This is a genomic window from Microcystis sp. LE18-22.4A, assembly GCF_027531105.1.
In the GTDB taxonomy this organism is placed as follows: Bacteria; Cyanobacteriota; Cyanobacteriia; order Cyanobacteriales; family Microcystaceae; genus Microcystis; species Microcystis aeruginosa.
Genome location: NZ_JAPZRB010000413.1, coordinates 1 through 12,953 on the forward strand (window position 1 = coordinate 1; position 12,953 = coordinate 12,953).

General features: G+C 43.5%; 12 protein-coding genes. 7 read left to right on the forward strand and 5 right to left on the reverse strand.

What is annotated here, in order from left to right:
• Nucleotides 1-499 precede the first annotated feature (499 nt).
• Complete coding sequence (locus tag O9295_RS18170; RefSeq protein WP_288034328.1) at nt 500-2,155, forward strand: DNA methyltransferase; 1,656 nt, start codon at nt 500-502, stop codon at nt 2,153-2,155.
• Between the two features lie 223 nt (nt 2,156-2,378).
• The gene (locus O9295_RS18175; protein WP_288034329.1) at nt 2,379-3,233 is read left to right on the forward strand and encodes an Rpn family recombination-promoting nuclease/putative transposase; all 855 of its coding nucleotides are present in this window, start codon (nt 2,379-2,381) and stop codon (nt 3,231-3,233) included.
• A gap of 77 nt (nt 3,234-3,310) precedes the next feature.
• Here the strand turns inward: O9295_RS18175 and O9295_RS18180 are convergent, their stop codons facing one another.
• From O9295_RS18180 to O9295_RS18200, 5 genes are all read right to left on the reverse strand, one after another.
• Complete coding sequence (locus tag O9295_RS18180) at nt 3,311-3,865, reverse strand: Uma2 family endonuclease (protein WP_288034331.1); 555 nt, start codon at nt 3,863-3,865, stop codon at nt 3,311-3,313.
• Nucleotides 3,866-4,272: 407 nt separating this feature from the next.
• Nucleotides 4,273-4,479 carry a hypothetical protein gene (locus O9295_RS18185; RefSeq protein ID WP_002762824.1) on the reverse strand — a complete coding sequence of 69 codons (207 nt, stop codon included), beginning with the start codon at nt 4,477-4,479 and terminating at the stop codon, nt 4,273-4,275.
• An 18-nt stretch (nt 4,480-4,497) separates the two neighbouring features.
• A complete protein-coding gene (locus O9295_RS18190) occupies nt 4,498-4,959 on the reverse strand; it encodes a hypothetical protein (RefSeq protein ID WP_002762822.1) in 462 nt (153 codons plus the stop codon).
• 11 nt (nt 4,960-4,970) lie between these two features.
• Nucleotides 4,971-6,161, reverse strand: a complete 1,191-nt coding sequence (locus O9295_RS18195) for a PEP-CTERM sorting domain-containing protein (protein ID WP_052275686.1) — start codon at nt 6,159-6,161, stop codon at nt 4,971-4,973.
• Nucleotides 6,162-6,188: 27 nt separating this feature from the next.
• Nucleotides 6,189-6,809 carry a hypothetical protein gene (locus O9295_RS18200; RefSeq protein ID WP_002762819.1) on the reverse strand — a complete coding sequence of 207 codons (621 nt, stop codon included), beginning with the start codon at nt 6,807-6,809 and terminating at the stop codon, nt 6,189-6,191.
• A 662-nt stretch (nt 6,810-7,471) separates the two neighbouring features.
• On the opposite strand from O9295_RS18200, the gene O9295_RS18205 reads away from it, so the two are divergent.
• The 5 genes from O9295_RS18205 (at nt 7,472) to O9295_RS18225 (ending at nt 12,523) form a co-directional block, all read left to right on the forward strand.
• Nucleotides 7,472-7,648 carry a DUF8621 family protein gene (locus O9295_RS18205; protein WP_002762817.1) on the forward strand — a complete coding sequence of 59 codons (177 nt, stop codon included), beginning with the start codon at nt 7,472-7,474 and terminating at the stop codon, nt 7,646-7,648.
• Nucleotides 7,645-8,703, forward strand: a complete 1,059-nt coding sequence (locus O9295_RS18210) for a DUF3326 domain-containing protein (RefSeq protein WP_288034334.1) — start codon at nt 7,645-7,647, stop codon at nt 8,701-8,703. The genes O9295_RS18205 and O9295_RS18210 overlap by 4 nt, the downstream gene beginning before the upstream one ends.
• Nucleotides 8,700-9,281: a CPBP family intramembrane glutamic endopeptidase gene (locus tag O9295_RS18215; protein ID WP_190720131.1), complete on the forward strand. Its 582-nt coding sequence runs from the start codon at nt 8,700-8,702 to the stop codon at nt 9,279-9,281. Before O9295_RS18210 ends, O9295_RS18215 begins: the two co-directional genes overlap by 4 nt.
• A gap of 229 nt (nt 9,282-9,510) precedes the next feature.
• Nucleotides 9,511-9,954, forward strand: coding sequence for a DUF3531 family protein (locus O9295_RS18220; RefSeq protein ID WP_002792370.1), 444 nt, complete (start codon nt 9,511-9,513; stop codon nt 9,952-9,954).
• A 214-nt stretch (nt 9,955-10,168) separates the two neighbouring features.
• A complete protein-coding gene (locus O9295_RS18225) occupies nt 10,169-12,523 on the forward strand; it encodes a GH116 family glycosyl hydrolase (RefSeq protein WP_288034337.1) in 2,355 nt (784 codons plus the stop codon).
• Nucleotides 12,524-12,953 lie beyond the last annotated feature (430 nt).

Genomic DNA, 12,953 nt, shown 5'->3' on the forward strand with positions numbered 1-12,953 from the left:
TTTTCAGGTGGTCAATTACCTAATTTTCAGGGAAAAAGTCCAGGGATTTTCCCCCCAATCACTCCAAAGGTCGGCACTTTTTGAGGGAAAACAAGTCTAAAAGTCTTATCCAACAAGGTTTTTAGATTTATTCAGCAAACCCTAGATAGACTTAGGAAAATTAAATTTATTTCCGTCTCCTGGTGAGACTATTGTGGGTTGCCTCTCGGTGCTTCTACCATTGGTACAATCATATTATTCTCTGGACTGATTGCAGAGGATAATTCCCCTTGACAAAATCCCAGCACTTGACATATACTTATTTATATAATGGGAATCTGTGCCTGCCTGCGACCCCCTCATTTTCAGGCAAGATAGACTTAGGAAAATTAAATTTTGAGCGCACAGGATGCGCTTCTACTATTGGTACAATCATATTATTGTCGGGAGCGATTGTATTCGTCCTCTTTAAGGGGGAATAATAATACAATTGAGAATGCAGTCAATCCCCTTAATCTCTATGGTCAATAAACTATACTACGGTGATAACCTAGAAGTGCTGCGGAAATATATCAAAGATGAATCGATCGATCTTTGTTATATCGATCCCCCCTTTAATTCTAAACGCAATTACAACCAAATTTATAACAACTTAGGTAAGGAAGATCAAGCACAAGCACAAGCGTTTGTGGATACCTGGACATGGGATAATCACGCTAACGAAGCTTTAGAAGAAATTCAAAGCAACTATCAAGGTAAATTTACCAGTCAGACTATCGATTTAATTGACGGTTTAACCAAAGTTTTAGGTAAAGGCAGTCTTCTCGCTTATCTGGTGAATATGACTCTGAGGATCGTGGAAATCCATCGAGTTTTAAAATCTACCGGTAGCTTTTATCTCCACTGCGATCCTACTGCTAGTCATTATTTAAAAATAGTTTTAGATGCTATTTTTTGCTCTCAGGGTGGTGATTTTTTCAATGAGATTGTTTGGAAAAGAACTACGGCACACAATGATCCTCAAAGATATGGAAGAATTCAGGATCGTCTATTTTTTTACAGCAAAACACAGGCTAAGACATTTAATCATATAGAGGCCTATCATTCCCAAGAACAATTAGCAAGATATAAATACTCAGACTCTAAAGGTTTATACAGAGCGGAAAACTTAACGGCTCCTCATTTTTCAGAATCACGAACTATAGAATGGCGTGGAGTCCATCCAGGTAATAATAGACAATGGCGGTTTTCTATAGAAAAACTAGAAGAACTATATAGTCAGGGTTATATTTTGTTACAGAAGGATGGCCGGCCTCGAAAAGATGGTCTTAAGCAATATTTATCAGAAACTAAAAGCCCTGTAATTCAAGATATATGGACAGATATTATCTTTGCTCCAACTACAAAAGAACGTCTAGGTTATCCCACGCAAAAACCGGAGGCATTGTTAGAAAGAATAATCAAAGCAAGTAGCAATAAAGGAGACATAATTTTAGATGCCTATTGTGGGTGTGGAACGACTATCGCTGTAGCGGAGAGATTAGAGAGAAACTGGATTGGAATTGATATAACCTATCAGAGTATTAGCTTAATGTTAAAGCGATTAGAGGACTCCTTTGGTAAAAATGTTTTAGATAAAATTGAACTGAATGGTATTCCCAAAGATCTAGAATCAGCCAAAGCATTAGCCACTAAACCGGATGATCGTACCCGCAAAGAATTTGAGAAATGGGCGGTTTTAACCTATAGTAATAACCGGGCCGTAATTAATGACAAAAAAGGGGCAGATAAAGGAGTCGATGCTATTGCCTATTTTCAGGGAGATAAAGACAATCGGGAGAAAATTATTTTTCAAGTAAAATCCGGTAATATCAAATCGGGAGACATCAGAGATCTACAGGGAACCATGACACTACAAGGAGCAGCCCTGGGTATATTTATCACCTTGAAACCCCCCAGCAAAGATATGGTTCAAACAGCCAAATCTGCGGGAATTTATCGCGGTCGTTATATGAGTCAAAGTGTCGATAAAATTGAGATTGTGACGGTACAAGAAATCCTTGAACAGAAAAAACGTCTCGATGTTATCCTCACCTTTGAAGTCCTGAAAGCTGCCGAAAAACAAAGGGAAACCCAAGGACAACAAATGAGTTTAGATATACCCTTTCCCGAATAAAAATCCTTTGTTTAAGTAGCTAGGTATTAAGTAGCTGGTTATAATTAAATTGAAGATAGATTTTGGGTTCGATCCCCCCTACCCCCCTTGATAAGGGGGGTGATTTCACGGTTTTGAACACCTAACTACTTAAAAATTGTCAGATGCTCCCCTTAATAAGGGGAGATAGGGTGATAATTTTGTTAAAATATAGGTCAGCCTTAACCTATAATTTGAATTAACAATGTATGATTCTACCTGTAAATTTATCGCCCTTGAATATTCGAGAGAGTTGGCCACTTGGTTACTGGGTAAACCCTTAGAATTAACAGAAATTAAACCCTCGGAATTATCCCTAGAGCCAATTAGAGCCGATACTTTAATCTTTTTAGAGTCGGAAGAATTAATCTTACATATCGAGTTCCAAACCGACCCTAAAGAAGATATTCCCTATAGAATGCTAGATTATGCCACCAGACTCTATCGACGCTATCCCCGTAAACCTATCCATCAAGTGGTTATTTATCTAAGGAAAAGTGACTCCCCCACAGTCCGACAAAATGATTATAAACAAGGGAAAACCTCTCATCAATTTGAAGTGATTAGACTCTGGGAACAACCCTCGGAACCCCTATTAAAGGCCCCCGGACTGTTTCCCTTTGCCATACTCGCTCAAGCTGAGAAACAAGAAAACTTACTGCGGCAAATTGCCCAAGAAATCGAGCAAATCAGCGATAGTCGAGAACAAAGTAATCTGGCTGCATCTACCGCAATTCTAGCCGGGTTAGTATTAGAGAAAGACATCATTCAACGATTATTGAGGAAAGACATCATGAAAGAATCAGTTATCTATCAAGAAATCTGGTCGGAAGGTTTACAAGAGGGACGACAAGAGGGACGACAAGAGGGACGACAAGAGGGAGAAGCTAACCTAGTTTTACGTCAATTAAATCGGCGGATAGGGGACATTTCCCCCGAATTATTGCCCAATATCCGCAGTCTTGACCTAGAACAGTTAGAAAACTTGGGAGAAGCTTTGTTAGATTTTCAGTCACTACAAGATTTAGAACAATGGCTGGAAAATTGCCGAGCTAGTTAGTACAAATAAACTAAATGCGGTCTATCCATTCCCATGGAAGCAGCAAGCTCTCAACTCCCTTGAGAGTAGTTCACATTTTAATCTATTCCCCGGTAGAGATCGGCGATGGCTAACTCTAGGTTAATACTTGACAGGATTACGCGATCGCCTGTCTCGTAAATAGTCGTTTCCCATGTCCCCAGAGAATTACGGCGACGGCATTCCATGCGCTGGATTTCTTGGGAAATTAATACATATTCTTCCAAAGTTTCTATCTGTTGATAATCTTGGAATTTTTCGCCCTTGTCAAAAGCCTTCGTGTTGGGGGAAAGCACTTCCGCGATCAGTTTCGGATAGCGTTTCAGATAACGATCTTGGCGATCGCGCGGATCGCAGGTAACAAAAGCATCGGGATAGTAATAAAACTGATCTTGATAGTTAACCTTGACATTACCCGAGTGAAACCTACAGTCTGTAGAGTCGCCGAAATGTTCGTCAATGACTTTGAGAAAATTGAAGGCGATGCGCTCGTGATTATCCGTACCGCCGGCCATCGCATAAACCAAACCACGTCGGTATTCATGGCGGATCTGGCTCTGGCGCTCGATAGCGAGATATTCTTGGGGACTGATGTAGTTGGGAACTGCGATCATAATCTCTAGGGGAAAGCCTACTATCAATTATAGTACGAGAATGGCTCTCTTATTCTTTGTGTGATAATTTTTGCTTATGGAATCGTGAAATGCTTATCGGGCAAGACTTTTAGGGCTATTTTTACGTTCAGCGAAGCTCAGTCGAGCCGCGGAAGAAACTATCAGTATAGACCTCGTTTCCACACAGAAACCAGAAGAGCCAAATTTCCAATACTCAGTTTAAATTTAGTACAGCTTAACCAGATTACTTGGAGTAGATAAAATCTCTGAAAAGGGGGTTTTAGTCTCAGCCCAAAATTCAGAAATTGTCTCTCCTTTTCAACAACTATTTGATGTTTTGCCTCCACAGGATATGACATTTTTTCCTTCTTAGCTGAAACTGTCTTGCTTAGTATTAAGCCAGCCCCTTATTTAGTTGTAATCCGTGAAGATTTGCAATTCACTTCTCCTTCCACTGGTAAAGATTTAACATGAGAACCTTGAAACTTTTCCATATTGCTGACTCGCCACATAGACAGAGGAAAAGTAATAGCAAATAAACCAAAAACTCCCACTAAAATCCAGACGATATTGTGCATTTTACGAGAGGAAAGTTTTCTAATTTGAACATCCATTTTGTTACCTCCATAAGTTTAAGTTAAGGGTAAATAAGGAAAGATAGGATGCCATGACATAGCGGTGGCGGCAATAATGAGGGCGAAAAACCAAAAGAGAATTGTTTTAGCCTTAATCTTGCGATCTTTCCAGAGATAATGGAGTATAGGCCAACTGATTAACCAGCCAATTAATAACATAGTTTCTTTGCCGGTATAACTGCCAATATTACCCCACATTTTGCTAGGATTTTTACTGCCAGGAATCCAAGACCCTAAATTCCAGAGCAGAGTTTCTACGGTTTTTGTCTGGTCTGCATCGGAAAAATGGTGAGAAACCATCATTAAACAACAACCGATTGCGGCGCTAATAATTGCCGCAGCTGCAGGGCCAGAAGTAGCGGGAGAACGTTTGGCACCTTGGGCTAAACCTTGGGGAAATTGTTGTACAAAAGCCCAGATTTTACCGTACCAAGGGCTATCAACATAGGGTTGTGTCATGAGAGTTGCTCCTATTTTTTAAGAGTTCGTAACTGTGTAAAACCCAAAATTCCCACCGCTAAAAGTCCCATAATGGTGCTAGGTTCGGGTACAGATTCTAGGAGAAAAGCGCGGGTTTCCGTTTCTCCCAATTCATTAGTAAAAGTGCCAAAACCAATAATTTGGCCACGCCCATTAATGCCCGTGGCTTGATTTAAAACCCAACCCGTACCATTAATGACTAAATTATTTAAATCAAATAACTGGCCTTCTTGCCAAAGAGTCGCATGGGCAACTTCACTAGCAAGATTAGAAAAGCCAACAATTTGACCAGATTCGTTAATACTTAAAGCATCGCCTCGCGTACCACCAAGACTGCCTAAATTAATCAAATTGCCGTTATCCCAGAGGAATCCACTAGAGGTTAAAGTGGCTCCTGAACCATTAGTCGCTTGACCAATAACTAAGCCATTTTCGTTAAGATCTCGGGCAAAACTTTGGGCGAATCCGTTGGGAATTCCTAGATTAGTCAGGACAAAATTACCATTGGCATCCTGCTCCCAAAAAGCAGCACTGTAGACATTAGTTCCGTCCACTACACCATCGGAGTCTACATAACCAACGATTTCGGTATTGTCATTAATGGCTAAACCAAAATTTTGATCGCCGTCAAGACTAGGTAAGTTGATGCGCGTACCATCTTCCCAGAAAATAGCGTTTCTTCGATTGGTTTCAAAGATATGATAACCAGCAATCTGATTGCTGTTGTTGATGTCGATAAAATAACTTTCCAGGCCACCAAAGTTATAAATGTTGAGGTCGTAACCCCCGGAACCGTTAGGAGTCCACAATAACGCCCGGTCTGTGGGTCCGGCGGTTTCATCTCCCGCACCGACAATCATCCCTGCGTCATTAATAGAACGAGATAAACCACCGCGACCGGGGAGAGTGACGGGGGTGCCGCCATTAACTGGGCCAGTAAGGGGTAAAGCCGTTATCGTACCGTTTTCCCAGATATAGCCACTAGAAGCGGTATTACCGGCAGTGCGGGAACGACCGACGATTTGACCTTGGTTGTTAATGCTGGCTGCCCTCGTATCCGTACCATCGGGGCTGAGTGTACCCAAGTCGGTGATTTTATACATCGAACCCGCTAGGGCAGGAGACACAGTATGTAAGCCGAAAACAGTGGCTAGAACGAGCGAAAGTTGAATTTTAGTCATTTTTGAGTTGAATCAGCAAATAAGGGGTTACAGAGCCTGAATTTTGGCGACACCGAGGCCGCTAACGAGACCACCCATAGCAAAAAACATCATTGCCATCAGAGCAATGCAAGTGGCTGTTAACACCGGTCGGTTAGCTTTGTCCAAAATTGAGTCGCCGTATTTCCAGAGAATCCAAGTGCAGACCACGCCTAGGGGCAAGGTAAACAGGACGCTGAATTCGTGGTATTCCATAAGGACGTATTGACCGAGGGGCGAATTTTCTTTTAACCAAGCGCGCGCGCCGCCAAATTCTGAACCGGCTCGATAGCGCATATAGGCTAAATTACCAGTGGCGATCGCTAAAAAAGCGAGGACGGTAGCCCAGAAGGTGAGGGTTCGCATTTGCCGCAAGAGTTTGCTAGAACCTCTTAACAGGGGAAAAGCGAGGTGGCCTGCGTAAACAATGACGACTAGGGCTAATAAAGAGCCAAAACCGTGAATTGTGCCTAACCATCGCTGCCACGGACTCGGATGCAGGAGATTGACGAAGGGCAGGAATAAAAATAAGCCCGCCGAGAGGATTCCTAGCCCATAAACGCAAACGGTGGCGATATCTAGGGTTTTGGGGAAATCTATTTTTTCGGATTCTGTGGGATCAGATAACATCTGCTTCTCCTTGACGATTTGGAAAGAGTAAATGAGAAATTATCTCAATTAAGTCGAACTTTGATCAAAAAAGTCCAGAGAATACCTGTGTCCAACCATCAAAGGATTTTTAGACTCAAGTTGACGCTCAATAACGTCAAGACTAGAATTTAGACATAGACAAAGCTGGCGCTAAATGATTCTAGTAATCACTTAGCCTCAACTATGCACTGCTAAAGGAGCGACTGGCATCGCTTCTTTGGTTTAATCAGGCTCTAGACTAATTTTCTTGTCAACCATTCAGTCTAGGGCTTTTTTTTAACCAAGTCTAGTATCAACAATATTTTTTAATAGTTGAGAATAATTCTTAACTATTTTGAAGCTAATGCTTAAATCTCTGGCACAATTGATTTTTGATGGTTTAAAAACGCTAAAAATAAGGATTAAGTGGCATAAAATATCCAAATAGACTGTTTAATTGATTACTGTTCCTTCTTAATTCTCCTGGCTACTGGCTGCTGACTCCTAACCAACCAAGATAATTTTTGATTTTTACAAGAGGTCTATTCCTAAGGGTGTCACACTACGGCTATCGGTCTTCTCCCCACTCCCCCCCGCAACGCTCACGAAGTGGTCTCCCCACTGCGGTAAACTAAATGAGATGATCCACGGGAGTTATGACTATGACCACTCACTTTATTAGTGCCGAAATCGACCTACAGGAAACCCCGCAACAACTGCAGCAAGAAATCGAAAAAGAATTAGCCAAACGCGGTGAACCCTTGCGCTGGGCAATCACAGAAGTGGATAGCGAGAATAATCAAGTCAAAGTCGAAGCGATTGTCACCACTGCCTCGTGAATTCCCGTCCCTATACCGCCGTACTAATTATTCCCACCGGCATCGGGGCAGCGATTGGCGGTTATGCTGGGGATGGCATTCCCGTGGCTAGAGCGATCGCCCAAGTTTGCGATCGCCTAATTACCCATCCCAATGTCCTCAACGGCGCACAACTGTACTGGCCTCTGGACAACACCTATTATGTGGAGGGTTACGCTTTAGATCGTTTTGCCCGGGGGGATTGGGGATTAAGTCCCGTCCATCAAAATCGCATCGGGTTACTATTCGATCGCGCCATTGAATTTGACCTCTTGCAAAGACACCTTCAGGCTGCCGATGCTGTCCGGGCCACCCTAGGCTTAGATCTGACCGATTACGTTATCACCGATGCCCCCCTGAATGTGCAGTTGCGAGAGGCAGCCTCTGGGGCCAGTTGGGGAACAATTGGCAATCCCGACAGCTTGCTGCGGGGAGCAGAAAAACTGATTAAGCAAGGCCGGGCGGAAGCGATCGCCATTGTTGCCCGTTTTCCCGACGATCCCGATAGCATTGCCCTGGCTAATTATCGCCATGGTCAGGGGGTGGATCCCCTTGCCGGGGCCGAAGCGGTAATTTCCCATCTGGTGGTCCGACAATTCCAAATACCGGCGGCCCACGCTCCCGCTTTAAGTCCGCTGCCCCTCGATCCGCAACTTTCCCCCAAGGCCGCGGCCGAAGAAATCGGTTATACTTTTTTACCCTGCGTTTTGGTGGGTTTAAGTCGCGCCCCCCAATTGGTCAAGCAGCCCAGTCCCGATGCTATTTGGGGCCGGGAGGTGGACGCGCTGATCGTTCCCGCCAGTGCCTGCGGCTCTAGCACAGTATTGAGTTTTTGTCAAGAAAAAACTGTACTGATTGCTGTCGAGGAAAATAGTACAAGAATGAAGGTGGACCCGGAACCTCTAGGGGTGAAAGCAATTAGGGTACACTCGTATATGGAGGCGATCGGTGCGATCGTTTGTCAACGGGCAGGGGTTAGCCTAGCATCTCTTCGCCCTAATTTACACTCTTTACGCTGTTTATCCGAGAATCCGTGACTAATTCCCCTAATTCCGAATTTGATCCCCTGACACGCACACAAGTCCTCACCATTATGGCGGTAACGGCGATTATCTTGCTGGTAGTCGCCAAAGTTTGGCAATATTTCGGTGCGATCGCTATTCCCGCAATTCGCTTGACTCTCCCGGATTTCCTGTTCGGATTAGCCTTAGCGGGGGCAATTAGTGGAATTAGTGGGCTTCTATATCGTTTTTGGTCTAGTTATCGCCATAGTGCTAACTCTTACTTAGAATTAGTCATTAAACCTTTAGCTTGGCCCGATTTAATTTGGATTGGATTACTGCCGGGGTTAAGTGAAGAATTATTATTTCGCGGGGTGATTTTGCCGGCTTTGGGCTTAAATATCTTTGGTTTAACCGTTTCTAGTCTAATTTTTGGTATCCTCCATTTTAGCGGTTCCCAACAATGGCCCTATGTTATCTGGGCAACTGTTGTCGGTTTTGCCCTCGGTTATACCGTCATCATCACCGGTAATTTATTAATCCCGATCCTCGCTCATATTATCACCAATCTCCTCGCTAGTTTTCTCTGGAAATTACAGCATAGTAATCAGTAATCAGTTATCAGTTATCAGTTATCAGTGGGGAAGTTATCAGTGATCAGATTTGAGTTTTAAGTGAGCAGTATTAAATAGAAGTTTCCTACTGTCTTTTCACTGATTACTGATTACTGTTTACTGAAAATACTCCCTTCTCCCCAATTCATAATTCATAATTCTCACTTCCCCATCTCCTGTCTCCTGTCTCCTGTCTCCTATCTCCCGTCTCCTGTCTCCTCTAAAAAATATGGAAGTACAATTTCGCGAATTTAATCCTTTTGATGTCTGGTTTTGGCTGGAATTTTCGACGGTTCCCTCGAATATGGAGCAGCAATATGTAGAAGAAGTTTTTGCCTCTTGGTTTTATTTGGGTAAATTAGGGGCTTTCAATGCCGAAAACCTACAGGTACAGGAGGTGGGAATCGATATTAGTTATATGGAATACGATCCAGATATGGCCGAAAATGCCTTTATGTCACCGATGCACAATATGACCGATTTTGAATACTTAGGTACTTGGGGACGTTGTTGGTTTGATCTCGGTACTAGCGATCTTATTGCTTTAGATATTTTAATCAATGCCTTGACCCAATTAAGTAAGGATTTTGTCGATATTAAACGTTTAATTATCGGTGGAGAAAATCAAGATTGGACTGTCAGCGATCGCAGTAATTATCTCTTTAGCGAATAATTAGGGTTTAGTGAAAAAGTTTCTTGGTGGGGTCAGAATTCTCCGAGTCAAGAGATAGGAGTCAGGAGTCAGGAGTCAGGAATCAGGAGTCAGGAGTCAGCTTTATTCTCCCCACACCCCACACCCCACACCCTACACCCCACACCCCACACCCCACTTCCCCACTTCCCCACTTCCCCACACCCCACACCCCACACCCCACTTAACAACATCTATGCTTAATCTCGTCTCCCTTCCAGAAATTCCCGCCGCTGCTTGGAAACGTCCTCTGGGCAAAGGTTGGGAAAAACCCTACAGCGTCCGCTACGCCAGCAATTTAGATGATGGTCCTTGGCATGGGATGCCTCTGGGGGGATTTGGGGCCGGTTGCATCGGACGTTCCCCCAAAGGTGACTTTAACCTCTGGCATCTGGACGGCGGTGAACACAGTTTTAATAGCCTTGCCGCCTGTCAATTTAGCATTTTTGAACAAACAGAAGACGGAAGCGCCCAAGCCTACGCTATGGCGACGGAAAGCCCGACGGATGGAACTTTATCGCGCTGGTCGTGGTATCCAGCCGAAAAGGGAACATATTCTGCCCTTTATCCCCGCAGTTGGTACGAGTACAAAGATGTTTTTCAGACTCAATTAATTTGCGAACAATTCTCACCGGTTTGGGCGCATAATTATCAAGAAAGTAGTTATCCTATAGCCCTATTTGAATGGACGGCTCATAATCCCACCGATAAACCGATTACTATTAGTATTATGCTGACTTGGCAAAATACAATCGGTTGGTTTACTAACGCGATTAAATCCCCAGTGGTTAAGGTGAGAGATGATGGTAGTCCCGTCTATGAATATCAATCAAAATGGGGGGAAAGTGAGGGTAATTATAATCAATGGATTGTCGATAATTTCCGCGTTGGCTGTCTAATGCGTCGGGATTACGAAAACCCCGGGGAAGGGGATGGACAGATGGCGATTGCTAGTATCACTAATCCGAGTCTAGAGGTATTTTATCTGGGTAAATGGAACCCTGCGGGCGATGGGGGCGAAGTTTGGGACTATTTCGCCATGAATGGCTCTTTACCGGATATTGAGGACGAAACCCCCGCCCAAAAAGGGGAAGAAACGGCCACGGCCATGGCGATTCGTTTTACCATTCGTCCGGGGAAAACTCGCAAAATTCCTTTTATTTTAGCTTGGGATTTACCAGTCACCGAATTTGCCCAAGGAATTAACTATTATCGTCGTTATACGGACTTTTTCGGTCGCAATGGTCAAAATGCTTGGGCGATGGTACGCACGGCTTTAAAACACGGCGATACATGGCGAGAAAATATTATTAACTGGCAAAAACCGATCCTAGAACGCACCGATCTAGCCGATTGGTTTAAAATGGCTTTATTTAACGAATTATACCTCCTAACGGACGGCGGTACTCTCTGGACGGCAGCCACCGAACAGGATCCTATCGGTCAATTTGGGGTCTTAGAATGTATTGATTATCGTTGGTATGAAAGTCTTGATGTGCGTCTCTATGGTTCCTTTGGGTTACTGATGTTATGGCCGCGCTTAGAAAAGGCCGTCATGGAAGCTTTTTCGAGGGCAATTCCCAGCAGTGACGATACTCCTCGGATTATTGGATATAACCAAGCTAGTGCCATTCGTAAGGCCAAAAATGCCACTCCCCACGATTTAGGTGCGCCCAATGAACACCCTTGGCAAAAGAGTAATTACACCAGTTATCAAGATTGTAATCTCTGGAAAGATTTAGGCAGTGATTTTGTTTTATTAGTCTATCGGGATTATTTATTAACGGGGGCTAAAGATGAGGATTTTCTGCGGGAATGTTGGCCGTCAATTGTCCTGACTTTGCAATATTTAAAAACTTTTGACCTTGATAAGGATGGGATTCCCGAAAATTCTGGCGCACCAGACCAAACTTTTGATGATTGGCGTTTACAGGGAATTAGTGCCTATTGCGGTGGTTTGTGGATAGCGGCGCTAGAAGCAACGATTAAAATTGGGGCAATTCTTGGAGAAGATACAGCAATTTTTGCCAGTTGGTTACAGCAATCTCGCGCTATTTATCATCAGACTCTCTGGAATGGAGAATATTATAATTTAGATAGTGGCAGTGGTTCCGATGTGGTGATGACTGACCAATTATGTGGTCAATTTTATGCCCGTTTATTGGCTTTACCAGATGTGGTAGAAAATCAATACACGCAATCAGCTTTAAGTAAGATTTATCAGGCTTGTTTTCTCAAGTTTCATGGGGGAAAATTTGGGGCGGCAAATGGTTTAAAACCCGATGGTACTCCCGAAAATCCCCAGGCAACTCATCCCTTGGAAGTTTGGGTAGGAATTAATTTTGGGTTGGTGGCTTTTTTGATGCAAATGGGAATGGAAAAGCAAGGATGGCAAATTACAGAAGCGGTGGTGAAACAAGTCTATGAAAATGGCTTACAATTTCGCACTCCAGAAGCGATTACATCGGTGGGAACTTTCCGCGCCTGTCATTATTTACGCGCCATGGCTATCTGGGCTATCTATGGGGTTTTGACAGAATTTCAGGAATAAATTTTCGCTGATCTGGAGCGATCCGGTTCTCGTCAATGGCTAAATTGTTATATTTAATTACAAACACTTACTTAACATCACTTTTATCGAAAAAATCGGGTCGAAAACCTCGCCTTAAGGCGAAAAGTTTTGGGAGCAGGGCATAAATCCCCGTTACAAAAACGGACTCCTGCCCTCTGCCGACCGCCTCCTGCCTTCGTTATCTAAGTTTACCGTTACCTGTTCCCTTAATCTTACTTTCAGATCGCCAATCAGCAACGAATCGGGAGGGTTTGCTGATAGCCAAGGACTAAGAGATGACAGAGTTGGTGATATAGTAACTAAAGATCACACTTAAATCTAACCTTGCCATAGATGCACAAATCTCGAATCTGGCAACCCCAAAAATCTCCCGTCTCTAACATCAGTTTTAGCGATGAAATGAGGTAAG

What these genes read in the sequence shown, in the direction of transcription:
- O9295_RS18170 (WP_288034328.1), top strand. Translation starts at nt 500, where the DNA reads ATGGTCAATAAACTATACTACGGTGATAACCTAGAAGTGCTGCGGAAA.
- O9295_RS18175 (WP_288034329.1), top strand. Translation starts at nt 2,379, where the DNA reads ATGTATGATTCTACCTGTAAATTTATCGCCCTTGAATATTCGAGAGAG.
- O9295_RS18180 (WP_288034331.1), bottom strand. Translation starts at nt 3,865, where the DNA reads ATGATCGCAGTTCCCAACTACATCAGTCCCCAAGAATATCTCGCTATC.
- O9295_RS18185 (WP_002762824.1), bottom strand. Translation starts at nt 4,479, where the DNA reads ATGGATGTTCAAATTAGAAAACTTTCCTCTCGTAAAATGCACAATATC.
- O9295_RS18190 (WP_002762822.1), bottom strand. Translation starts at nt 4,959, where the DNA reads ATGACACAACCCTATGTTGATAGCCCTTGGTACGGTAAAATCTGGGCT.
- O9295_RS18195 (WP_052275686.1), bottom strand. Translation starts at nt 6,161, where the DNA reads ATGACTAAAATTCAACTTTCGCTCGTTCTAGCCACTGTTTTCGGCTTA.
- O9295_RS18200 (WP_002762819.1), bottom strand. Translation starts at nt 6,809, where the DNA reads ATGTTATCTGATCCCACAGAATCCGAAAAAATAGATTTCCCCAAAACC.
- O9295_RS18205 (WP_002762817.1), top strand. Translation starts at nt 7,472, where the DNA reads ATGACCACTCACTTTATTAGTGCCGAAATCGACCTACAGGAAACCCCG.
- O9295_RS18220 (WP_002792370.1), top strand. Translation starts at nt 9,511, where the DNA reads ATGGAAGTACAATTTCGCGAATTTAATCCTTTTGATGTCTGGTTTTGG.
- O9295_RS18225 (WP_288034337.1), top strand. Translation starts at nt 10,169, where the DNA reads ATGCTTAATCTCGTCTCCCTTCCAGAAATTCCCGCCGCTGCTTGGAAA.